We start from the raw sequence: 23,764 nt of genomic DNA, 5'->3' as shown, positions 1-23,764 counted from the left end.
GGGAAGCACTACCCAAACAACTTGAGTAGCTTGCTCAAGTAACTTGTAACCCACTGCTCAAACAACTTGGATGGTAGTGCTCAAACAGTTTGAGTAAAAATAGTTCACTTACCATTCGTATACTACTTCAAATTAAATCTTTTATCTGATTTTATGCCCCTATTCTCTTCTTTCCACTTTTCATCTAACCAGCCTGAAACTGCATCAGGACGATTGTCAAATTTCGAGAAGAATGGCTTGATATCTAACAAAGGTGTTCCATCGAGAATATCTACATCTTCAACATGCAAAATATTTTCTTCTATGGAATGAAGCTTAACAGTTGACATTCCAATAGCATTGGGTCTGCGTGGTGCTCTGGTTGCAAATAATCCGTGGGTTTTATCATCCATAAAAGGCTTTACATCCAATTCGTAGCCTTCTGATTTATGCAGATGGTAAATCAATATCACATGAGAAAAAGACTCTAAATCTCGTAAACCATCAGTAAATTCTGAATTTAACTCTACCCTTGCTTTTACTCCTCTTGCACTTAGAGGTTGAATGGGCATATTTTCCCTGGTTTTGTGAGGTGTATGAATTGTTCCGATTGATTGGAAGGTTATTTCGCTCATGTATTTACTTTTTTGTGATCAGATAAATGTAAGAATTCTTTATTTATATTCTCACTCTTGAACTATGCGACTGTTTGGCTGTTCCAGATTTTCATTTAAATAAAAGAGGTTGAATCGAAAATCGAATCAACCTCTTTAATGCGCCAAGAACTCAATGATAGAGTATTTTCCAATTTAAATTGGAGTGTTGTTTAAGAAACAAAGTTCAACCAAAAATTGGTTTCACTTCTAATAATTAAGCTTCAACAAACTTCTGAGGCTTAATCATTCTTTCCGGAGAAAGAATTTCATCTAGCTTCTCCTTAGTCAATAATCCTTCTTCAAGAATTAAATCGTAAACACTTCTGTTTTCTGCCAATGCTCTTTTAGCAATTCGCGAAGAAGCTTCATATCCTAATGTTGGATTTACAGCAGTTACAATACCGATACTGTTTAGAACCATTTCTTTACAGTGCTCAACATTTGCTGTAATTCCTTCAATACATCTTTCTTTTAATGTCGTCATTCCGTTCTCCAACATTTCCATTGATTCGAAAATAGCACGAACCAAAACTGGCTCCATTACATTCAATTCCAACTGACCTGCTTCTGCTGCAAAAGTTACAGTTAAATCATTACCAATTACTTTATAAGCAATTTGGTTTACAACCTCTGGAATTACCGGGTTTACTTTACCTGGCATGATAGAAGATCCTGGTTGCATTTTTGGCAAGTTGATTTCGTTCAATCCACAACGTGGTCCTGAAGACAACAATCTTAAATCGTTACAGATTTTAGAAAGTTTAACAGCCAAACGCTTCACTGCTGATGAATACATTACATACGAACCTGTATCAGGAGTAGCTTCAATTAAGTTACCAGCCAACACAATTGGAAGTTTTGTAATTTCATTTAGATGTGCTACACATTTATCTGAGTAACCAGGCTCTGAGTTAATTCCAGTACCAATAGCAGTTGCTCCCATGTTTACTTCAAGGAACAATTTTGCATTTTCGTTCAATCTTTGGATTTCCTCTTCAAGGTTTACAGCCCAAGCTTCAAACTCTTGTCCCAATGTCATAGGCACAGCATCTTGCAGCTGAGTTCTACCCATTTTCAATACATCTTTGAACTCTTCCCCTTTAGCTCTAAATGCAGTAATCAATGATTTTAAGCCTGCCACCAAATTCTCATTCATATACATTAATGCAATTTTAATTGCAGTTGGATATGCATCATTTGTTGACTGAGATAGGTTAATGTGATTGTTTGGATGACAGTGTTCGTATTCACCTTTTTGATATCCAAGAATTTCCAATGCCCTGTTGGCTATCACCTCGTTGGCATTCATATTGGTAGATGTTCCAGCACCACCCTGAATCATATCAACAGGAAAATGATCATGGTGTTTTCCATCAATAAGCTCTTCGCAAGCCTTAGTAATCGCTTCAGTTACATCGTCAGTTAGTAGGTTAAGATCGTTGTTCGCCTTAGCTGCTGCCCATTTTACCATAGCCAAACCCTTAATAAAGTTTGGATATGCACTTAATTTAACACCGCAAATGTCAAAGTTTTCAACTGCTCTTAAAGTTTGAATGCCATAATATGCATCAGCTGGCACCTCTTTGTAGCCAATTAAGTCGTGTTCAGTTCTTGTTTTCATGGTGTGATTATACGTTTAAATCAATAAATCTAACTTTATAAAAGATCCCCTCATCTTAAAAGTCAAAACTTATTCAAGTCTGTTTTTGTTGTTTGTTTATGCTGACAAATGTAGTAGAGAAAAGAAATTTCACCACGAAAAACACAAAAAATCAAATCACCAATTCACAACTCCACCTTAAATCTGATTTACTGATAGTTAAACCACATAAATTTTACAGTAACAACAAGCTTAGCGTATGTTTTTCAACAGAAAACAATCGTTTTCGAAAAAAAACAGATCAGAAATTTCTGATCTATTCAAATTCGTTATCATTCGGCTCAATTTCCGAAACTGGTTTTAAGTTCTCTGGAATTTCTTCATTCACCTCATCACTAAAAAATGGAAAGATATCCATAATAGGACTTTCTGAAACTGCTGGAATCTCATAAGGTACTAACATGTCACTTAAACACTCTTCTAAAAACTCATATGCCTGTTTCACATTATTTGCCTGCGCAAGCATGTAGTTATTACTTTTCTTTTCTTTACCAGATGCCTCATCTACATCAATAAATGCAACTTTAGCCTTAAACCAACGGTCACCATTGTCATTAGGATACAATTCCGTAATGTTTGACTTACTGATATTGGTTACATTAAACTCCCCACTAATCATTTGCTCCAATTCTTTGTGAATTCTAGCCTCAGCCTCGGTAAAAGACATTGCATCCACCAAATATGGCTCCGATACTTTTTTCTCTTTTCCTGATACTTCATCGACTTTAACATACTTCACTTTACACTCAAACCAATTGTTCATACGATTACATTATTTAGTTCTAAAAGTAACACAGTTCCGAGTTACTTTTAACATTGATATTTTATTTTAACGGATAACAAAGATAAAAGAATTGATCCCTATTAAAATCAACTCTTCTAAAAAATGGAGATATATTAAAACAAAAAAGGATGACCATAAGTCATCCTCCTTGTAGCGAGAGGTCCCGAATTCAATCGGAGAACCGCCGACCTTCCCGATTTATATCGGGACGCTCTAACCAACAGAACTACTACAAGAATTAATTAACGCTTCAATATAAACTCTACTCTTTTTCTTTTTAATTTCCTTTTCTCTTAAAATGGCCTGCTTCTTTTCATGAAACTCTTCATAATATACCAATTCCCATGGACGACCAGATCTCGTAGAAGTGGTTGAACCTGCATTATGCTTTTCAAGACGACAAGTTATATCTGCAGTATAGCCTATATAATACCTTTCAGTTCTTTTACTCCTTAAAATGTAAACGAAATAACTCATACAGCCATTATTTTAGAAGAGAAATCAAGGTACAAAAAAAGGGAGACAATATGAATTGTTTCCCTTTTTGTAGCGAGAGGCGGGTTTGAACCGCCGACCTCATGATTATGAATCATGCGCTCTAACCAACTGAGCTACCTCGCCGTTTTGCTTGATTGCGGTGCAAATATAAAGGCATTTTATTTCTAAAAAAAATCTTTTTTCTAAAAATCTTCACAAAGAAATGAAGCGTTTCCTTAAACTATCTGTTTTACAGAAATGTTACAGTTTGAAAAAATATTGATTTTTTTTTACAACATTTCATTTGGTTTATTCTTGGAGTAGTTTTTTACGAAAAGGAGACTATTCTTTTATAGTTTTTACTGCAAATATGAGTCTGATTATCCCAATAATTATTGGAACTTTCACCGAGTAAACTTAAACAAGATGATTTTAGTTCAGCAGATTTACATCCACTCTATTTTAATATTCGAAAAAGTATAAATTATTAATCTTCCCGTATATTTTTTTCGACACAGTGATGAGTAAAGAAAATTTAAGGCAAGAAAAAAGGGAAACAATTTTCATTGTTTCCCTTTAGAGTAGCGAGAGGCGGGTTTGAACCGCCGACCTCATGATTATGAATCATGCGCTCTAACCAACTGAGCTACCTCGCCGTTTTTTCTAATGCGGTGCAAATATAGAATCCTTTTTTATTAAAAAAAAATCATTTTACATTTTTTTTCAATTCTTGAATTGTAAATGATTTAATTTATCGATTTGTAAAATTTTCTTAACTTATATGGTGCATGTAAAATAAGCGTATCTAAGAATTAACAATATGAGAAAAGCTAAAGATTTAAGAATCAGTTTTTATTATTAGAAAATTCTTAAGTATCTTGCGCGAAATTTAAGTATTGACTTACATTTCACCTTTTTAGTGCAGTATTTTAATACTGGGGGAAAAATTTATCAAGACAAACTTAATCCCCTTATTTTATTATCAAAACATTTATGCCCCAACAGATGAAACAATTTGAACTGGAATATGTACTACAAGCTTCGCAAAAAGTGATTTTCGATCGACTTAGTAATCCAAGTGGATTATCAGAATGGTTTGCTGATGATGTAAATCAAAAAGGTAAAGTTTATACTTTCATTTGGGATGGATCAGAACAGCAAGCAGAATTAATTACCAAAAAAGATAATCGCTTAATTCGCTTCCACTGGCTTGATAGTGAAGATGAAGAAAGCTATTTCGAATTTAAAATCGAAATTGACGCCCTTACCAATGATCTATCTCTTATCATTACCGATTTTGCAGATGAAGATGAAATAGATGAAAGCATTGAGCTTTGGGATACTCAAATCGCCGAATTAAAACATGTATTGGGAATATGATTTTTTAACAAATCATAACACCAAATCCTAAATAATTAGCTTATTTTTGTAAGCTATGTAAGACCAGTTTCTGCAAGTTATTGGTCTTATTTTTTAGGTAGCAATGCGATATCCATATAATAAATTTTAGATCTCGCTTCAATTAAAATATTTTAGAATGAAACGTTTACATTCATTTATTCTTAAAAGTTTTCTTGGCCCATTGGCCTTTACTTTCTTTATCTGCATGTTTGTTCTACTCATGCAATTCCTTTGGCGATATATCGATGAACTTGTCGGGAAAGGGTTAGAGTGGACAGTTATTGCTGAATTTTTGTTTTACGTTTCTGCTACATTAGTACCAATGGCGCTGCCTTTGGCTATTCTTTTGGCTTCCATTATGACCTTTGGAAATATGGGAGAGAATTACGAATTAACAGCCATGAAAGCTGCTGGAATTTCCTTGCAGCGAATTATGAAACCACTTACCACTCTTGTGGTGATTATAAGTATTATTGCTTTTTTCTTTGCCAACTATGTAATGCCGGTTGCATCCTTAAAAACTACATCCTTATTAATTGATATTAAAAATCAAAAGCCAGAACTAATCCTGAAAGAAGGTATTTTTACAAATGACCTTCCCAATTTTAGTATTAAAGTTGATAAAATTGATAAGGAAACTGGCATGATGTATAAAATCTTGATTTACGATCATCGCGATGGAAGAGGAAATACCAATGTAACAGTGGCTGATTCTGGCACCATGGTTACTTCTCCTGATAAAAAAAATATGGCTCTTACCCTGTACAGTGGTAACATGTACCAGGAGGTAAAAACCAAATCGAGAAGAGATAAAAAACATCCTTCCAGAAGAATTAAATTTCAGGAATATAAAACAAACGTTCCTCTTAGAAGCACTGAATTAAAAAGAGGCAACGAGGATAGATATAGCAAGAACTACAAAATGCTAAATCTAAAGCAATTGGTACATTCTGAAGATTCGTTACAAGGCAAATTACAAAATGAAAAAAAGAGACTTGTTACCGGATTGCTTTCAAGACATTACTTTAAGAAAGAATCCAAGTCGATGCGAAAAGATTCTGTGAAATCAAAAGATCTTTCAGCAAAAACACTAAATGTTGATTCTCTATTTAAATCCGCTACCATTACCAAACAGTTAACCTCGGTAAGTTCAGCCCTTAGCTTCGCGAGAAAAGCCAGAGAAACTGTATCTCGTAAAGAAGGAGATCTATTGGTGCGAGAAAAATGGATTAAAAAATTCTCGAATGAGTGGCACAGAAAATTCACACTCCCTTTTGCTTGTTTCATATTCTTCTTTATTGGAGCTCCCCTTGGTGCAATCATCCGTAAAGGAGGCTTGGGAATGCCGGTAATTATATCAGTCTTATTCTTTATCTTTTATTACATCATTTCCATGACCGGTGAAAGATTTGCCAAAGAATTGGTTCTTCCTCCCGCTGTTGGAATGTGGATTTCATCTCTGATAATTCTTCCGTTGGGAATTGTATTAACCTACAAAGCGACTACTGATTCTGCTGTTTTCAACATTGAGAATTATATTGATTTCTTTAAAAAGATTAACCCGGCTAAATTTTTCAAAAAGAAAAATGCATAAATCTATATTCATAATTCTAATTGCAGTTTTGGGATCATTTTCTGCTTGTACAAAGCAAGTAAAATATTCTGAAAAAGAAGTCAATCAGCTTCTTGATGATTGGCACAAAGCTGCTGCTGATGCTGATTTAGAAAAATATTTTGGCTTGATGACCAAAAATGCAACCTACATTGGAACAGATCCATCGGAAAGATGGACCAGACAAGAGTTCCACAACTTTTGCGAGCCATATTTTGAAAAAGGAACAACCTGGGATTTTAAAGCTTTTGATAGAAAAATTTATACTTCGGAAGACAAGAAAATCATTTGGTTTGATGAACTATTAAATACATGGATGGGGGTTTGCAGAGCTTCTGGCGTATTGGTAATGGAAGACAATGAATATAAAATATCACACTATCACCTTTCGGTTACCATTAAAAATGAAAGCATAAAAGAGTTTTTAAAAATAAATCAAGACTAATATGTTTGACGATTTAAAACCAGATATCGATTACTATATGCATCCTGATGGATATAGAATCATGACAAAAAAATATCTTACCGAAAGAGGATATTGTTGTGGCAATGGATGTAAACATTGCCCTTATTTTCCAAAACACAACAAAGGAAACAGGAACTTAAAGGAATAGTATGAGTTTACGTGTAGTATATATGGGAACACCCGATTTTGCGGTGGCTCCTCTGGAAGCTCTTTTAAATGCAGGCGTTAAAGTGGTTGGTGTAATTACCAATCCGGATAAACCTGCAGGAAGAGGTCAGAAAATTCAGGAAGCAGCAGTTAAAAAATATGCTGCCGAAAAAGGTTTGAAAATATTACAACCTGAAAAATTCAGAAATGAAGAATTTCTTGCAGAACTTAAATCGCTTGAAGCTGACTTGCAAGTTGTGGTTGCTTTTAAAATGTTACCAGAAGTAGTTTGGAACATGCCAAAATATGGCACTCTGAATCTTCATGCTTCCCTACTTCCTCAATATCGTGGTGCTGCGCCTATTAACTGGGCAATCATTAATGGTGATAAAGAAACTGGTGTATCTACATTTCTTTTAAAGCATGAAATTGATACGGGTAACATCATTTTCCAGGAGAAAACTGAGATTGGAGAAAACGACAATGCCGAGATCATTCACGACAAATTGATGAATATTGGTGCTGATTTGGTTGTTAAAACCGTAAAAGCAATCGAAGCCAATGACTATCCACAAATCCCACAGGAAAGCATTGCTGCACACGAATTAAAATCTGCACCAAAAATCTTTAAAGAGGACTGTAAGATTGATTGGACAAAGAATATCAATTCAATTCACAATTTAATTCGAGGATTAAGTCCGTACCCTGCATCGTGGACGGAATTGATTCCGAATGAAGAAGGTAAAAATATCGGACTTAAGGTATATGCAACTGAAAAGACAATTGAAAACCACGACAAAGAAATTGGAAGTTTACATACCGATGGCAAAACTTATTTAAAAGTGGCTGTAGAAGGTGGTTTTCTAGCCATTACAATGCTACAACAAGCCGGCAAGAAACGAATGAAAGTAGAAGACTTTCTCCGAGGATTTCAACAAATATCCAACTATCACTTATAAAATTTCAAAGGAAGCCCAGAAGCTTCCTTTTTTTTCGCTTACCAAATAAAAAAGAATTCTTACCAATAATTCTTTTATTTTCAAATTCCTTTTTGTAAATTTTATGTAAGTGTAAAAAGATTTCGGAAAATCTCCGAAATTAATTCCCAATACAACTTCTTACACCAAACTTAAATCAACACTAAATCTCTCACCTCTAATTATTAGAGATTAAGTTTCTGCGCATCAGAATGATTAAGAATCATTTTGAAATGCTGTAATGCCTTACATATCTAAATCTTTAATTATGGTTACGCGCATTTTTGATTTACTCGACAATTATCGGGAAAATTATCCTGATAAATCAGATGCTTTCGCGAAGAAAGAAGATGGCAAGTGGGTTACATACTCCACAGAACAATATCTGAAATACTCAGATTTAATTAGTTACGCATTATTGGATAGTGGTCTTAAAAAAGGAGACCGGGTTATTACCATTTCGAACAACAGGCCCGAATGGAATTTTATTGATATGGCCTTGGCACAAATAGGTGTGATTCATGTCCCCCTCTATCCTACTATTAGTGCAAAAAGCTATGACTTCATTATTCGTCATTGCGAACCTAGTATCATTTTTGTATCCAGTGAAGAATTGTATTTCAAGGTTGAACCACTTTTAAGTGATCATCCTTCGGTAAAAGAGGTTTATTCTTTCGATAAAATAAAAGCTGTGACTCATTGGGTGCGTTTACTTGATATGGGTAAGGCTCTTGATGACAAATATGTGGATGAATTAAAATCCATCAAAGAAACCATAAAACCACAAGATGTGGTTACCATTATATATACATCGGGAACAACAGGTAACCCAAAAGGAGTAATGCTTTCGCATCACAATTTTATTAGTAATGTGTTGGCTTCGGCAGCACGTTTAATTCTAAACTCGAGCCATAAATGCCTGAGCTTTTTACCAATCAACCATGTATATGAGCGAATGGTTAACTATCAGTATCAATACAAGGGTATTGGAATTTATTATGCTGAAAGTATGGAAACCATTGGCGATAATTTGCGAGAAATTAAACCTCATGGGTTTGCCACCGTTCCCCGATTGTTGGAAAAAGTATATGACAAAATCATGGCCAAAGGAAAAAGTTTGCCAACCTTAAAGAAGTCCTTGTTCTTATGGGCTGTTAATTTGGGGCAAAAATATGAACTGAACAGAGCTAATGGCTGGTGGTACGAATTTAAATTGAAAATCGCCAGAAAGCTAATTTTTAGCAAATGGCAGGAAGCTCTTGGTGGTAACATCATGTTCATGTGTTCAGGCGGAGCTGCTCTTCAGGTTAGACTAGAACGTTTATTTTGGGCTGCGGGTATTCCTGTTCAGGAAGGCTATGGATTAACAGAAACCTCTCCTATTATTGCAGCCAATCAGAATTCCTACCCAGATGTAAAATTTGGAACCGTAGGTCCTGTTTTAGATGGCGTAGAGGTTAAGATAGCAGAAGATGGAGAAATTCTGGCTAGAGGACCGAATATCATGCTGGGATATTACAAAAATCAAGAACTAACCAATGAGGTTATCGACAAAGATGGTTGGTTTCATACTGGTGATATTGGTTGCATGGTTGAAGATCGATTCCTTAAGATTACCGATCGTAAGAAGGAAATCTTTAAAACTTCTGGGGGCATTTATATCGCTCCACAGGTGATTGAAAACAAATTAAAAGAATCTCCTTTTATCGATCAGGCAATTGTAATTGGTGAATTCAGGCGCTTTCCTTCTGTATTAATTTCTCCGGATTTTGAATTCCTAAAAGAATACTGCAAAAGAAAGAAATTGGATTTTATCAGTCCTGAAGAGATTATTAAAAATGAGCGTATTCAAATAAGAATCTGGAAAGAGATAGAGAAAACCAATGTAAATCTCGATCGTCCAAAGAAGATTAAAACCAGTCGTTTGGTTTCAGATGTTTGGACTCCTGATTCTGGAGAATTATCACCAACCTTAAAGCTCAAAAGAAAAGTTATAAAGGATAAATACGATGATTTGATTCGAGATATATACGCCTACGAAGAAGAACTTTAAACAGTATTCACACACACTATAATTAATAAAAATATGACTCGAAAAATTAGAAAAATTGCAGTTTTGGGTGCAGGAGTCATGGGCGCACAAATTGCATGTCATTTTGCCAATATAGGCATCGAGGTTTTATTATTGGATATGCCTGCAAAGGAACTTAACGACAAAGAACAAAAGGCTGGTTTGTCTCCAGATCATCCTTTGGTACGAAACCGTATTGTAACTGATCTTTTTCTGAAGGCAACAAAACTAAAACCCGCACCACTGTATTTAAAAGCTTATACTAATAGAATTACAACAGGTAATTTCGAAGATGATCTGCATAAAATCGCAGAGTGCGATTGGGTAATAGAAGCCATTATCGAAAATCTAAAAATCAAACAAGAGCTTTATACCAAAATTGAAGAGCATCGGAAATCTGGTTCCCTGATTACTACCAATACATCAGGTATTCCTATTCAGATGTTAATTCAAGGAAGATCAGAAGATTTTGTAGCTAATTTTTGCGGCACTCATTTCTTTAATCCTCCGAGGTATTTGAAATTGTTAGAAATCATTCCTTCCCCTAAAACAAATCAGGAAATATTGGATTTTTTGACTGATTTTGGAGAAAGATTTTTAGGCAAATCGGTGGTAAGTTGTAAGGATACTCCTGCTTTTATTGCCAACCGAGTTGGTGTTTATTCCATGATGTCAGTCTTTCATTTGATTGATGAGTTTGGATTTACTGTAGAAGAAATTGATAAACTTACTGGACCAATTATCGGAAGACCCAAATCGGCAACCTTCCGCACTTGCGATGTGGTTGGATTGGATACTTTGGTATTTGTTGCTCAAAACCTTCAGAAAGCACTGCAAGATGATGAAGCCAAAGATGTTTTCCAGATTCCAGAGTTTATTCAACACATGATGGGCAACCAATGGTTGGGATCAAAAACTGGTCAAGGATTTTATAAAAAAATAAAGACGGAAGGCAAGAGTGAGATTTTAAGCTTGAACCTGGATAGTTTCGAATATCAAGAAAAGCAAAGGGTAAAGTTTGGTGAATTCGAGGCAGCCAAAGCTGTACCTCATCTCAATGATCGCTTTAAAGTTCTCCTAAAAGGAAACAGCAAAGTAAATCAATTCTATCAAAAGTTATTCTTCGGTTTATTTGCCTACGTTTCGAACCGAATGCCTGAGATTACTGATGATCTCTACAAAATTGATGAAGCCATCTGTTCGGGTTTTGCCTGGGAAATGGGTCCATTCGAGATTTGGGAAAGCTTAGGTGTAAAAAAGACTTTGGGCATGATGGAAGCTATGGGATATAAAGCTGCCAATTGGGTGTACAATATGGTTCAAGAAGATCTAAGTTTCTACCAGTTAAAAGATGGTTTGAAACAGTACTATGATGTAAATACAAATGCTTACCAAACCATTCCTGGAACTGAAAATCTGGTTCTTCTAAATAATATTCGCTCTTCTAAAACCATTTGGAATAACGAAGGAGCAAGTATCATCGACCTTGGAGATGGTATTATCAACCTTGAGTTCCATACCAAGATGAACACCATTGGCAGTGAAATCATACAAGGAATTAACAAAGCCATTGAGTTGGCCGAAAGCGATTATAAAGCTTTGGTCATCTCCAACGAAGGAGAAAACTTCTCGGCTGGAGCCAATATTGGATTGGTATTTATGCTTGCCATTGAGCAGGAGTTTGAAGAATTAGACATGGTTGTTCGAACCTTCCAAAACACCATGCTGAAATTAAAGTATGCATCTGTTCCGGTAATTGCAGCTCCACATGGAATGACTCTGGGAGGTGGTTGCGAACTGTGCATGCATACCGATAAAGTAATTGCTCACGCCGAAACCTATATGGGATTGGTTGAATTAGGCGTTGGCGTAATTCCTGCTGGTGGAGGAACCAAAGAATTTGCATATCGCTTGTCCAAGGAAATTGCACAGGATGATATCCGAACCAACCGTTTCCGCGATAAATTCTTAAGTATCGGTCAAGCAAAGGTATCGATGTCGGCATACGAAGCATTCGACCTAGGATATCTCCGAAAGGAAGTGGATGAAGTAATCATTAGTAAAAAACACCAGTTGACCTATGCAAAAAAAGCTGCCTTATTGATGCTTGAAAAAGGCTACACTCCTCCTCTTCCAACCAAAGACATTACTGTACTGGGAAGCGAAGGTTTGGCTTTGGTTTATTCGGGTGCAGATGGAATGGAAGTAGGAAATTTCATCTCGGAATACGACAAGCACTTGTCCGTAGAGCTTGGAATAGTACTAAGTGGAGGTGAATTGAGTGAACCTGCACAAGTATCGGAAAAATACTTACTCGATTTGGAGCGAATTGCTTTTGTTCGACTATGTCAGCAAAAGAAAACGCTGGAACGCATGCAAAGCCTACTGCAAAAAGGCAAGATTCTGAGAAACTGATAATTGATAACCGTTAACTGATAACTGAAATATGAACGCATATATAGTAGCCGCATATAGAACCGCCGTAGGCAAAGCAAAAAAAGGAAAGCTTCGCCTCATCAGGCCTGATGATATGGCCGCAAGGGTGGTAAAACACATTATGGAGAAAACCCCAAATCTTGATCCTTTACTAGTTGACGATGTGATTGTAGGAAATGCAACACCCGAAGCTGAACAAGGATTGAATATCGGAAGAATGATCTCATTAATGGGTTTGGATAATATTCAGGTTCCGGGAATGACCGTGAATCGTTACTGCTCATCTGGCCTGGAAACCATAGCCATTGCCGCATCGAAAATTGAAGCTGGATTGGCAGATTGTATTCTTGCAGGTGGTGTGGAGATGATGTCGCTCATGCCAATGGGTGGCTGGCGATTGGTTCCCAACCTGGGAATAGCCAAATCAAATCCGGATTATTACTGGAACATGGGAATAACAGCAGAAGCCTTGCAGAAAAAGTACAAAATATCAAGAGAAGATCAGGATGAATTTGCATTTCACTCGCACAGGAAAGCCTTAGAGGCATTAGCTGCGAACCGTTTTGTAGATGAAATTGTTCCTATTACAGTATCCCAGACTTTTGTGAACAGCCAAGAGAAAGCTGAAACCAAAGAACACATTGTTGCCATTGATGAAGGGCCAAGAGCTGATACCAGCATAGAAGGATTATCGAAATTAAGACCAGTGTTCGATCAACATGGTACTGTTACCGCTGGTAATTCTTCGCAAACATCCGATGGAGCAGCATTTGTTTTGGTGGTATCCGAAAAGATGTTGAAACAATTAAACGTGCAGCCTATTGCTCGCTTTGTTTCTTATGCTGTAGCTGGTGTTGAGCCAAAACACATGGGAATTGGACCTGTTGAAGCCATTCCTAAAGTTTTAAAACGATCGGGAATGAACATGAATCAAATAGACCAAATCGAATTGAATGAAGCTTTTGCAGTTCAGGCCTTATCAGTAATGAGAGAACTGGACATGAATCCTGATATCACCAACGTAAATGGTGGAGCCATTGCTTTAGGACACCCATTGGGATGTACAGGAACAAAGCTTTCGGTTCAACTCTTGCACGAAATGAAGAAAAGAAAACAGAAATACGGCATGGTTACCATGTGTGTTGGATCGGGACAGGGTGCTGCTGGTATTTTTGAAATTCTCTAACACCCCCATCCCCCTAAAGGGGGCTAAAAAAGTCCCCTTTAGGGGTAAATCATTCTAACTACATAAACACTACAAACATGGAAAAGATTAAAACAGTAAAAGGCGGTCAGTTTTTGGTGAAGGAAACGATGCCACAAGATATTTTTATTCCGGAAGAGATATCGGAAGAACAGAAAATGATAATGGATACCTGCAGAGATTTTCAAGAGAAAGAAATATTTCTGATGCAGGATAGAATTGATGAACAGGAAGAAGGTATAATGACCGATTTGCTGGATAAAGCGGGTGAATTGGGTCTACTTGGAATTGCAATCCCCGAAGAGTATGGTGGATTTGGTCAGGACATGAACACATCCATGCTAAGCACCGAGGTAATGGGTACATACAGCTCATTTGCGGTAGCCTATGCGGCTCACGTTGGAATTGGAACGCTTCCTATCCTCTACTACGGAACGCAAGCGCAAAAAGAGAAGTATTTGCCTATGCTTGCCAGTGGCGAATACAAAGGAGCTTATTGTTTGACGGAGCCAGGATCCGGATCGGATGCCAATTCGGGAAAGAGTAAAGTAAAACTTTCTGATGATGGTTCGAAATACATTCTCAACGGACAAAAAATGTGGATTACCAATGGTGGTTTTGCTGACATTTACACAGTGTTCGCCAAGATTGATGATGATAAGAACCTGAGTGCTTTTATTGTAGAAAAGAGCTTTCCAGGAATCAGTTTAGGACAGGAAGAAAAGAAAATGGGTATTAAAGGTTCTTCAACCTGCATGATGTTCTTCGAAAATTGTGAAATTCCAATTGAAAATCTTCTGGGAGAAAGAGGTGATGGCTTTAAGATTGCCTTGAACATCCTGAATAACGGAAGGATTAAATTGGCTGCTGCCGTTTTAGGAGCTGGCAAAAAGGTAATTTCTAATTCCATTAACTATGCGAATGAACGCATTCAGTTTGGTACCGAGATTGCTAATTTTGGAGCGATTCAGTACAAAATGGCTGAACAAACCATTCGAACCTATGCAGTTGAATCGGCCATTTATCGTTGCAGTAACGATATTCAGAACACCAAGCATCATTTAATTGAGGAAGGAATGAGTAAGGAGGAAGCATCAGTGCAAGCACAGAAAGAATTTGCTGCAGAAGCTGCCATTCTGAAAGTTGCGGCATCCGAAGTTTTGGATTATGTGGTGGACGAAGGCGTACAGATTTATGGTGGAATGGGATACTCAGCCGAAGCTCCTATGGAGCGTGCTTATCGCGATGCTCGTATCAATCGTATTTTTGAGGGAACCAACGAAATCAATCGCATGTTGGTAGTAGATTACCTTTTGCGCAAAGCTTTCAAAAATGAATTGCCTTTATTGGGAGCCTCACAAGCTGTTGCCAAAGAGTTAATGTCGATTCCTGATTTTGGGGAAGAAGATACCAGCCTATTGGCAGCGGAAAGCAAATTGGTAGAGGGATTTAAAAAGTGTGCTTTACTAATAGCTGGTGCAGCTGCTCAAAAGTTCATGCAAAAGCTAAGCAAGGAGCAGGAAATCCTAATGAATATCTCAGATATCATTATGGATTGTTATCAGGCAGAATCATTATTGCTGCGCGTTAAAAAGTTGGTAGAAACCAAAGGAGAAGATGCCTGCCAGGAACAAATTGCCATGTGTAAGGTCTTCTTTTACGATGCTGCCGACCGCATTCACAAAAACGCCAAAGATGCTGCCAACAGCATTTCATCGGGCGACGAATTACGCATGATGCTTTTAGGCTTGAAACGCTTTACCAAGCATAGCGGCCTAAACAGCAAAGAGGAACGTAGAATGATTGCCAAGAAATTAATCGAGGAGAATAAATATTGTTTTTAGTTAGTATATGGGTTAGTATACAAAACGTCTCCTGTTGTGGGAGGCGTTTTTTTTATGCAATTCTTTAAGAAAATTCAACGTTCCGAGGGTATGGCGTCTTGACGCCGTGTCCGCAGGTTTGTTGTTTATAGTTCTATCGTTAAAATTCTCACTTCAACATCCAGTCGAGCCGAATCGCGGCATGCGCTATGACCCACTATTAGCGTTAGTACTTTCTTTCTCTCTTTTTAATTTGACAATTAAAGAGTCTTTTTGTGAAATCTCTTTTTTTAGTTTAGTTATTTCTTTTTTAGAAAGGTTAGCTTCATCTTTTAGTGAAATTTTTTCCTTATCAAACTTCGCTTTACCATTGTCGTAGCCAAGTTTATAAGCTCCTCCTACTAAAACAACAATTGTCGTCCAGAATAATGGGTTTTTAATTAATGATAAAATGTAATTATCTTTAGTTTTCTTGTTGGGTTTAATGCTTTGGCAAGATTTAATTGCCCCTTTCAGTTTTGTCAATTCAGTTTCAAATTCATCTTTATCAAAACCACTAAATTTAAAACTATCTACAGTTTCCAACATTCTAAGTGGACCGCTATTTTCTTCATAATTAATTCTTATATAGTTATCCACTTTTGAAACCCAAGACAAAAACTCATTAGTTACCTCACTATAGAATTTACCATGGTATAATTTTTTATTGTTTTCGAAACTAAAATCATTCCCTTCAATTATAAGTTCATCAACAATGTTGTTTTTTCGACTCATCTTAAATAGTTATAAAAATTTAATAGCGCACTCATGTATTAACGCTAACTTGTTTATATGCTTAAAAAACTTGTGCTTACTTTTCTTTTATTCCCTAATCTAATCAGCTTACATGCCCAATATGTTTGTGTAAACAGATAAGATTAGATGCTTAGGCATGTGAATTTAAACAATAATCCCAAAAAGAAATATCTTATGCTAAGATATTTTGGCAACAGTTTTCAACTGCTCTCTTTTGGCCTTGCTTCCTTCTATAAACTTGCAGCATTTTCAACTCTTTGCTTATGTACCATTTGTTTGAGTAGGCAAATTCATCAACATAGTCAATAAAATTGTAATGCGAGTTGTTATTCTACCCTTGCAAGTAAGTATTTATGCCATCTGAGTTATTAACTTTCCTATCTGAGTTAGTATTTATCCCTTCTTGTTCAACTCAGAAGGGTATTTGGCTTACTCAGATGCCAATATTGGTAACTCGCATGGGTATTTCCTTAACTCGGACGCCAATATCTGTAACTCAGACGGGTGTTGAGTTGACTCGGATGGGTATTCTGGTAACTCAGACGGGTATTTTGGTAACAAGACGGTAACTTTATTAACTCGGATCGGTAAATACTGGGCTACAGCGGTTTTTATTTTACTAAATATTATAGGGAATACTTTGATGGTAAAATGAAACATCCATGAGCTAATAAATATGGTTCTATATGAAATGCCGAAAGTAATCAAATCAATTCCAAATGAAATTATGCCTTATTATCTTAAGTTTTGATTTGCTCAAGCCGCATGGCTTTTACTTTCTCCATTGATGAGAAAGTAAACAAAGAATCTAGGGCGCGTAAGCTCAAACTTCTTATACTTAAAAAATTTAAGTGCGGCGGGGTGATCTTCGAACAAGTTCTTAGCTTCCCCGTCTTACTAAAAAATTTTTCTACCTCTAAGCAGCTTGACCTTCCAATGCCCATAGTGGGCACTGGAGCAAAGTAAGGGTAGGTAATAAAACTTCTAAAAAACAGTATGAATGTGGAAAGAGAATTACTCACTAGTGCTTAAATTAGCATTGAGTTTTCACAACTTTTCTACTTTTTCACTATTCATACTTTTCAAGACTTTCAAAAAAAACAAGGCTGCTCAAAATGAATTGAACAGCCTCGCTTTATTGGGATATTTATATTCTATTCTTTTGCCTTTTTACTCATGATTACGTAGTACAACAAGAAACCAAGTGAAGTGAATACAAAGAAGATTCCATAAGGCATTGCACTGCGATACTCGGTAAACTGAGGGTATTCAGTTCCCAACAATTCCAATACGATAAAACCAAGTCCGCCAAAAAATGCTACCAATCCCCACTTTAATGCAGGATACTGATCGTACTGTACTTGTTTTTTTACTTCTATCTCAGCGTTTTGATCTAAAATTTCTGCTCGATCGAAATGACCGGTTTTAATAATTTTTCTTTTTAGAAAGTGTGAAGACAATATTTTCACAAATGTGATGATTGAGAAAAACACCACTGCAGCCATTAATAATTCACCAATATTCATATTTCAAAATTTTAAGTTTTTCAATCTATTTTGCCTAGTAGACCATGGTGGTTTTAAAAAGGTTGCAGCTTGATGGATTTTTTTTGCAAGTTTTCTTTGGGACTCCGACTTGAGTTCGGATTCCCAATATTCTACAATCAACAATTCGTAACCCGTACTGAGAATCGGAGCACGAAATTCACCTCACCCTATCCTTCTCCTTGAACTACTCTTTATACACAAATCTGAAATAATTATTTTGATATGGCCATGCTAAATCATCTATAGTATTTGCAAGTTAAGTGTTTCCCTTTTAGGAAACCGAAACGAAGTGTAGCTCGTGAACACATTAAGTGTGAACAAACTGTCGACAGACTAAAGGGTGAAAGAAGAATAATATAATCAAAAAAACACCCTTCTGGCTGTCGCCATCTCCCCTAGAAGGGGAGAATTTAGAATTAAACGATTGTATATTTAATTCTCCTTCGGGTTATATTCTGGAAAATAAATATCTATAAAGAGTTGCTCCTTCAGGAGAAGGATAGGATAAGATAGTTACAGAATTAGCAGAGGCGGCATTAATGCCGCCTTTACGAAATACTATAAAAACAGTATGAAAAAGAACTCTCAAAAAAATATTTAAATTTTCTGCAACCTATTTCTTACCTTGTTTGTCTACTGCAACAGAAGATGAAGGAAACAGAGCTGATAAATCAAATAAATAACGGCAATCCACAGGCCTTTCGGTTTTTGGTAAAGCAATACGAGCGCCTTGTATTTCACGTGGCGGCACGTTTGCTTAATCAACAGGAAGATTTGGAGGATATCTGCCAGGAGGTATTTATTAAGGTGCATCAGAAGTTGCCTGAATTTAGAGGTGATTCGAAGCTTTCAACATGGATTGCAACCATTGCCTATAGGGTTACGATTAATCATTTGAAAAAGCGAAAGCCGGATACTGATATCGATGACAATGAACGTGAATTTTTGCATGCGGATATGATTACGGAGGATCATCCGCAAAAAATTGCAGAAACCAAAGAGTTGAAATCATATGTTAGAAAAATGATTGATGAATTGCCTGAACAGTACAAAACTGTTTTAAGTTTGTATCATCTGGAAGAGATGGGATACAAAGAGATCGTTGAAATTACGGGCTTGCCTGTTGGAACGGTAAAAAATTACATTTTCAGGGCAAGGAAAATGTTGAAAGAGTTGATAGAGAAAAGTGAGTTGGTAAATATTAAACATTGATTGATATGCATAGCTACAGAGGAAAACATACCGAGGACGAGTTCCAAAATGTGGATCAATTGCTGAAAGAAATTTTAGAGGATGATTTCGAGCTTAATATTCCAGTTGATTTTGCCGATAATGTGGTGGAAAAAGTGGAGAAGCGAAAATCGATCAAAGAGGCCTTATTGCGCCACCTAATGATGTCCTTAGGCTTATTTGTAATTATGGCTTTTACGGTTGCTTTCTTGTTCTATTTTGAACTGAAAGAGGCAAACATTCTTCTTGATTTTGCCATTCAGTTTAAATATCCAATTGCCTTTGTATTGTTTATTGTTACCGCCATACAATTGGCCGATTCTTTCCTGCTGAGCAGGACTAAGGATCAGTTGGGGGAATGATTTAATATCAAGTATTAATAAAAGTAGAGACAAGGCAGTGCCTTGTCTTTACCCAAAATACAAAAGGGATAAGTCGCAAGTGACCTATCCCTTTTGTATTTCATTAATTTTTATTTCTCTTTTGAATCACCCTGGTGAATTGGTTTCTTATCTTCCTCCTTCTTTGAGTATGGTGCGTCCGTTCCTACAATTTTCATATTTCGATAATCATCAGGATTTAAATACACTCCGGTTCGAGTTACATTTTCGATATTGGCATAACTGTAAGTAAGCACTACCATTTCATTATTTTCCAAATCGATAACGGTTTGCATTAAGGTACTTTCGGTTCCCGATTGAGAGATAAAAAGTGCATTTTTCGGAACATTAACATTGGCAGGTGGAGTAACAATGGTTTGTGTCATTTGACAGGATGCCAATAATAAAGCCGCTAAACAATAGAAGATTGCTTTTTTCATAATTCAATTGTATTGATTATAGATTAGTTTACTATTGATTTATTACAGTTGATATTACCACCAAAACAATGCCAAAATTTCATAATATTTTAATTGATTGCATACAAATTAAAATACCCTAAAAAGATACAAGACAGCACCTTGTCTCTAACCAAAAATATAAAAGGGATAAGTCGCAATTGACTTATCCCTTTTTATTTTATTTCAATTTGTGAAATCTGTGTAATTTGTGGTTAAATCTATTCTACGGTATAAGTAGGAATTCGTCCCGGAGTCCAAGGAGCACCTTGTTTTTCCATTTCTGTTTCCACCAACTTCATATCATTTGCCAATTGCTGCAATCTCTTTAAAGCTGCCGGGAACTCTACTTTCAAAATCTCGAATTGATCTTTCTGAGTTTGTGTAACACCTGAGGTACTCGCCCAATGCGTACCAACAATATTGTTGATTCTTTTCGAAATTGGAATCTGAGCTGGAGGAACTTCCTCCCAACTTGCTCTAGCAGGCACTCCCTCAAACAAGAATTCAATCTCATTTAATTCAGCAGATAATTCCTCGACTTTTTCCGATACGTTCGTTGCAATTCTTGGGGTTTGCAAAAGTGCAGTCTTTATGGCAGCTATTTTCGCTTTATAAGATTCTACTACCTGCATGCTTCCCTGAATCGCCTTTAACATACGCGCCAATTTTTGTTGGAATTGCACCAATTCTTCTCGGTTTTCGGCAGGTAATGTTCTGTTGTTTAAAGTAACTGCTTTAAATTTCACACCTTCGTCCAACATTTCGTATTTGCCATTTACTACCATTCCCATTTCAAGCTGGTACTCACCAGGCATCACGAACATTCCCGATCTGCCTTTTTTAGTAGGCTTAAATTCCTTATTCTTCACAGGTGAAACTGAAGGGAATTTTAAATCCCAATTCACACGATTAATTCCTTTTTTAGCACTTGTGCTTATTTTACGGATTTCTTCGCCATCCATATCCTTAATGGTAAACAAAAGATAAGGTGCAATTTCTTTCTTCTCATCTTCCAGCTCTTTCCAGCTTGGCTGAGGGATGAATTCACCATTCTTAAACAAGTCTTTTTCTATCTTATGACGGGCTTGCTTTGCTGTTTTTGGAACTTCCTTTAAATAGTAAGTAAATGTAGCACCAAAGGCAGGGTTAGGAGCTGTAAAATAAGTATGTCCCATACTTCCTTTTCCACCTTTCTGAATGTACATTAAAGCATCTTTTACCGGGAACAATTCAGCCTTTTTCTCTACCATTTCTGGATTTACAGATCGCAATGGTGAGTAATCATCCAGAATAAAGAAACCACGTCCAAAACTTGCGGCAACCAAATCGCACTCACGCTCCTGAATGGTTAAATCGCGCACAGCAATGGTAGGAATACCAGACTTCAGTTGCACCCAATTCATTCCATTATTCTTTGTAAAGAAGATGCCAAACTCCGTTCCTACAAATAGTAAACTTGGATCTTTAAAATCTTGCTCGATGGTATGAACCGTACCATTCTTTGGCAAATTACCAGCAATATTGGTCCAGGTTTTTCCCTTATCAGTACTCTTTAAAATGTATGGCTTAAAATCATCTCTCTTTCTGTTATCGAAAGAAGCATAAACAACATTCTCATCATGTTTCGAAGGCATGATATCACTCACATAGGTGTATTGAGGAATTCCCGGGAAGGTAGCATGTTTCATCCATGTATTTCCACCTTGCTCACTCACCTGAATTAATCCATCGTCGGTTCCTACGTACAATAAATTCTCATTTTTTGGAGATTCTGCCATAGAAACAATGGTACCAAACTGCGAAGTAGAAACATGCTTCTTCACTGCATCAGCACTCCAATATTTGCCCATCACCTTAAACGAATCGCGGTCTTTTCCTGTAGTTAAATCTTCACTAATCACTTCCCAAGAATTTCCTCGATCATCGCTGCGGAAAACCTTATTGGCTGCCACATACAAACGAGTGTGTTTGTGAGCCGATAAAATCATTGGAGCATTCCAGTTCCACTTGTAGGCCAATTCGCCTTTTCTTTCACGAGGTTTGATATTGATTTTTTCTCCGCTTTGTTTATCGTATCGATATGAATTCCCATACTGATATTCGCAATACACAATATTTGGATCTTTTGGATCAATCTGCGCCCAAAAACCATCACCACCTAGAATTGGTTCCCACTCATCATTGGTTACACCTCTGCGGCTAATGTTTTGAGATGGACCACCCAATGTATTGTTATCCTGTGTACCACCATAAACATTGTAGAATGGTTTTGCATTATCTACTTGAACTCTGTAAAACTGTGTTACCGATAGATTCGATTTAAACACATAGGTTACACCAGCATCAAAACTTTCGTAGATACCTCCATCGCCTCCAATCATGAAATGTTTGGTATCGCATGGATCAATCCAAAGTGCATGATCATCAACATGGCGATTTTTTAATCCCAAGCGTTTCCAGGTTTTCCCTCCATCTTCAGTAAAATGGCTAAAGGTTTCAACTGAATATACTTTGTCAACATCAACAGGATCACAGAAAATCTCGTTGTAATATTGCCCACTACTCACATGATCACTCATTTTAGACCATGATTCTCCTCTATCGGTAGAACGATAGAAACCACTTCCATTTGCTGCCTCAATAATGGCAAAAACATAATTGTGATTTACCGGAGACACGGCAATGCCCATTCCTCCAATATGTCCTGAAGGCAATCCAGACTTTAGTTTGCGCCAATTTTCTCCACCATCTGTTGATTTATAGATGGCTGATTCTGGTCCGCCATTAATTTTTGCATGTACATGTCGACGTCGCTGTTCCGAAGTTGCATACATGATATCAGGATCAACCGGATCGATAATTACATTGTTCACACCTGTGTTTTCACTGATGTTAAGAACTTTTTTCCAGTTCTTACCACCATCGGTTGTTTTGTACAAGCCTCGGTCACCTCCCGGTCCCCAAGCCGAACCTTCCGCAGCTACAAATACAATATCAGAATTGCGAGGATCGATTACGATGCCACCAATATGGCGAGATTCTTTTAAACCCATGTTTTTCCAGCTCTTACCGCCATCCATGGTTTTGTAAACGCCATCACCATAACCCAATGCTCGCTGATGATTGTTCTCTCCAGTACCAGCCCAAACCACATTGCTGTTGTTCGGATCTATTGTGACCACTCCAATCGAGTAAGATCCATACTTATCGAAAACTGGTTTCCATGTGGTACCATTATTAATGGTTTTAAAAATATTACCACTCGAAACTGCCACATAGTACTCACTATGGTTTTTCGGATTTACTGCAAAATCAGAAATTCGCCCTGAAGTGGTGGCAGGACCTATCCCTCTAAATTTTAATCCGCTAACTAAACTTGAATTGATTAAGGAATCTTTTGCAGGTTCTTTTGTCTTTTTCTTTGCCAAAACAGAATGCGCAGGTAGAATAAGGCCTGTTAATGCCAAAACTACAAACATCCGTCTTAGGCCGCTTGTAAAAGTATTCATATGATTGGTTTTAGGATGAGTTGAAGTGCATTTTTGGTTGAAGGTAGACACTACAACTTGTGTGTTTTATTATAACTGTTGAATTTATATGATTCTCAGATCATTTCCTAACCAAAACTCATTAATCTAATTCTCCAATTACCTCTTTA

At 36.8% G+C, this 23,764-nt stretch carries 19 protein-coding genes and 2 tRNA genes; 11 read left to right on the top strand and 10 right to left on the bottom strand.

The window, feature by feature from the left end:
• Positions 1 to 122: 122 nt before the first annotated feature.
• The 6 genes from tsaA to DF185_RS14580 all read right to left on the bottom strand — a co-directional run bounded on the left by tsaA (position 123) and on the right by DF185_RS14580 (position 4,212).
• On the bottom strand, positions 123 to 614 hold the full coding sequence (tsaA, locus tag DF185_RS14605) for a tRNA (N6-threonylcarbamoyladenosine(37)-N6)-methyltransferase TrmO (protein ID WP_110361499.1): 492 nt from the start codon (positions 612 to 614) through the stop codon (positions 123 to 125).
• 235 nt (positions 615 to 849) lie between these two features.
• Positions 850 to 2,256 carry an aspartate ammonia-lyase gene (aspA, locus tag DF185_RS14600; protein ID WP_110361498.1) on the bottom strand — a complete coding sequence of 469 codons (1,407 nt, stop codon included), beginning with the start codon at positions 2,254 to 2,256 and terminating at the stop codon, positions 850 to 852.
• A 295-nt stretch (positions 2,257 to 2,551) separates the two neighbouring features.
• Entirely contained in the window at positions 2,552 to 3,058 is a 507-nt protein-coding gene (locus DF185_RS14595) for a DUF4494 domain-containing protein (RefSeq protein WP_110361497.1), read from the bottom strand.
• A gap of 234 nt (positions 3,059 to 3,292) precedes the next feature.
• Positions 3,293 to 3,556 carry a GIY-YIG nuclease family protein gene (locus DF185_RS14590; protein ID WP_110361496.1) on the bottom strand — a complete coding sequence of 88 codons (264 nt, stop codon included), beginning with the start codon at positions 3,554 to 3,556 and terminating at the stop codon, positions 3,293 to 3,295.
• Positions 3,557 to 3,626: 70 nt separating this feature from the next.
• Positions 3,627 to 3,700: transfer RNA gene (locus DF185_RS14585), tRNA-Met, on the bottom strand.
• A gap of 438 nt (positions 3,701 to 4,138) precedes the next feature.
• A tRNA-Met gene (locus DF185_RS14580) sits at positions 4,139 to 4,212 on the bottom strand.
• 349 nt (positions 4,213 to 4,561) lie between these two features.
• Here DF185_RS14580 and DF185_RS14575 point away from each other — a divergent pair.
• From DF185_RS14575 to DF185_RS14540, 9 genes are all read left to right on the top strand, one after another.
• Positions 4,562 to 4,936, top strand: a complete 375-nt coding sequence (locus tag DF185_RS14575; protein ID WP_243421779.1) for an START-like domain-containing protein — start codon at positions 4,562 to 4,564, stop codon at positions 4,934 to 4,936.
• A gap of 157 nt (positions 4,937 to 5,093) precedes the next feature.
• Positions 5,094 to 6,551 carry an LptF/LptG family permease gene (locus DF185_RS14570; protein ID WP_110361494.1) on the top strand — a complete coding sequence of 486 codons (1,458 nt, stop codon included), beginning with the start codon at positions 5,094 to 5,096 and terminating at the stop codon, positions 6,549 to 6,551.
• Positions 6,544 to 7,014 carry a nuclear transport factor 2 family protein gene (locus tag DF185_RS14565; protein WP_110361493.1) on the top strand — a complete coding sequence of 157 codons (471 nt, stop codon included), beginning with the start codon at positions 6,544 to 6,546 and terminating at the stop codon, positions 7,012 to 7,014. Before DF185_RS14570 ends, DF185_RS14565 begins: the two co-directional genes overlap by 8 nt.
• A gap of 1 nt (position 7,015) precedes the next feature.
• Positions 7,016 to 7,183, top strand: a complete 168-nt coding sequence (locus DF185_RS23620; protein ID WP_165836038.1) for a DUF5522 domain-containing protein — start codon at positions 7,016 to 7,018, stop codon at positions 7,181 to 7,183.
• 1 nt (position 7,184) lies between these two features.
• On the top strand, positions 7,185 to 8,141 hold the full coding sequence (fmt, locus tag DF185_RS14560) for a methionyl-tRNA formyltransferase (protein WP_243421778.1): 957 nt from the start codon (positions 7,185 to 7,187) through the stop codon (positions 8,139 to 8,141).
• Between the two features lie 286 nt (positions 8,142 to 8,427).
• Positions 8,428 to 10,212 carry an AMP-dependent synthetase/ligase gene (locus tag DF185_RS14555; RefSeq protein ID WP_243421777.1) on the top strand — a complete coding sequence of 595 codons (1,785 nt, stop codon included), beginning with the start codon at positions 8,428 to 8,430 and terminating at the stop codon, positions 10,210 to 10,212.
• Positions 10,213 to 10,245: 33 nt separating this feature from the next.
• A complete protein-coding gene (locus DF185_RS14550) occupies positions 10,246 to 12,645 on the top strand; it encodes a 3-hydroxyacyl-CoA dehydrogenase/enoyl-CoA hydratase family protein (RefSeq protein WP_110361490.1) in 2,400 nt (799 codons plus the stop codon).
• Positions 12,646 to 12,676: 31 nt separating this feature from the next.
• On the top strand, positions 12,677 to 13,852 hold the full coding sequence (locus tag DF185_RS14545) for an acetyl-CoA C-acyltransferase (RefSeq protein WP_110361489.1): 1,176 nt from the start codon (positions 12,677 to 12,679) through the stop codon (positions 13,850 to 13,852).
• Between the two features lie 77 nt (positions 13,853 to 13,929).
• A complete protein-coding gene (locus DF185_RS14540) occupies positions 13,930 to 15,714 on the top strand; it encodes an acyl-CoA dehydrogenase FadE (RefSeq protein WP_110361488.1) in 1,785 nt (594 codons plus the stop codon).
• A 186-nt stretch (positions 15,715 to 15,900) separates the two neighbouring features.
• On the opposite strand, the gene DF185_RS14535 is transcribed toward DF185_RS14540, so the two are convergent.
• Together DF185_RS14535 and DF185_RS14525 are read right to left on the bottom strand one after the other, a co-directional pair.
• Positions 15,901 to 16,467 (bottom strand): hypothetical protein, encoded by a 567-nt coding sequence (locus DF185_RS14535; RefSeq protein WP_110361487.1) that lies wholly within the window; start codon positions 16,465 to 16,467, stop codon positions 15,901 to 15,903.
• 1,175 nt (positions 16,468 to 17,642) lie between these two features.
• Positions 17,643 to 18,014, bottom strand: coding sequence for a DUF6249 domain-containing protein (locus DF185_RS14525; RefSeq protein WP_110361485.1), 372 nt, complete (start codon positions 18,012 to 18,014; stop codon positions 17,643 to 17,645).
• Positions 18,015 to 18,683: 669 nt separating this feature from the next.
• On the opposite strand from DF185_RS14525, the gene DF185_RS14520 reads away from it, so the two are divergent.
• Complete coding sequence (locus DF185_RS14520) at positions 18,684 to 19,247, top strand: RNA polymerase sigma factor (RefSeq protein ID WP_110361484.1); 564 nt, start codon at positions 18,684 to 18,686, stop codon at positions 19,245 to 19,247.
• A 5-nt stretch (positions 19,248 to 19,252) separates the two neighbouring features.
• On the top strand, positions 19,253 to 19,627 hold the full coding sequence (locus DF185_RS14515) for a hypothetical protein (RefSeq protein ID WP_110361483.1): 375 nt from the start codon (positions 19,253 to 19,255) through the stop codon (positions 19,625 to 19,627).
• A 110-nt stretch (positions 19,628 to 19,737) separates the two neighbouring features.
• On the opposite strand, the gene DF185_RS14510 is transcribed toward DF185_RS14515, so the two are convergent.
• Positions 19,738 to 20,085 carry a hypothetical protein gene (locus DF185_RS14510; RefSeq protein WP_110361482.1) on the bottom strand — a complete coding sequence of 116 codons (348 nt, stop codon included), beginning with the start codon at positions 20,083 to 20,085 and terminating at the stop codon, positions 19,738 to 19,740.
• 239 nt (positions 20,086 to 20,324) lie between these two features.
• Entirely contained in the window at positions 20,325 to 23,615 is a 3,291-nt protein-coding gene (locus DF185_RS14505) for a WD40/YVTN/BNR-like repeat-containing protein (protein WP_110361481.1), read from the bottom strand.
• Between the last annotated feature and the right edge of the window lie 149 nt (positions 23,616 to 23,764).

The sequence above is a fragment of the Marinifilum breve genome, from assembly GCF_003202155.1.
Taxonomy (GTDB): Bacteria; Bacteroidota; Bacteroidia; order Bacteroidales; family Marinifilaceae; genus Marinifilum; species Marinifilum breve.
This window is presented reverse-complemented; position numbering and strand designations above follow the sequence as displayed.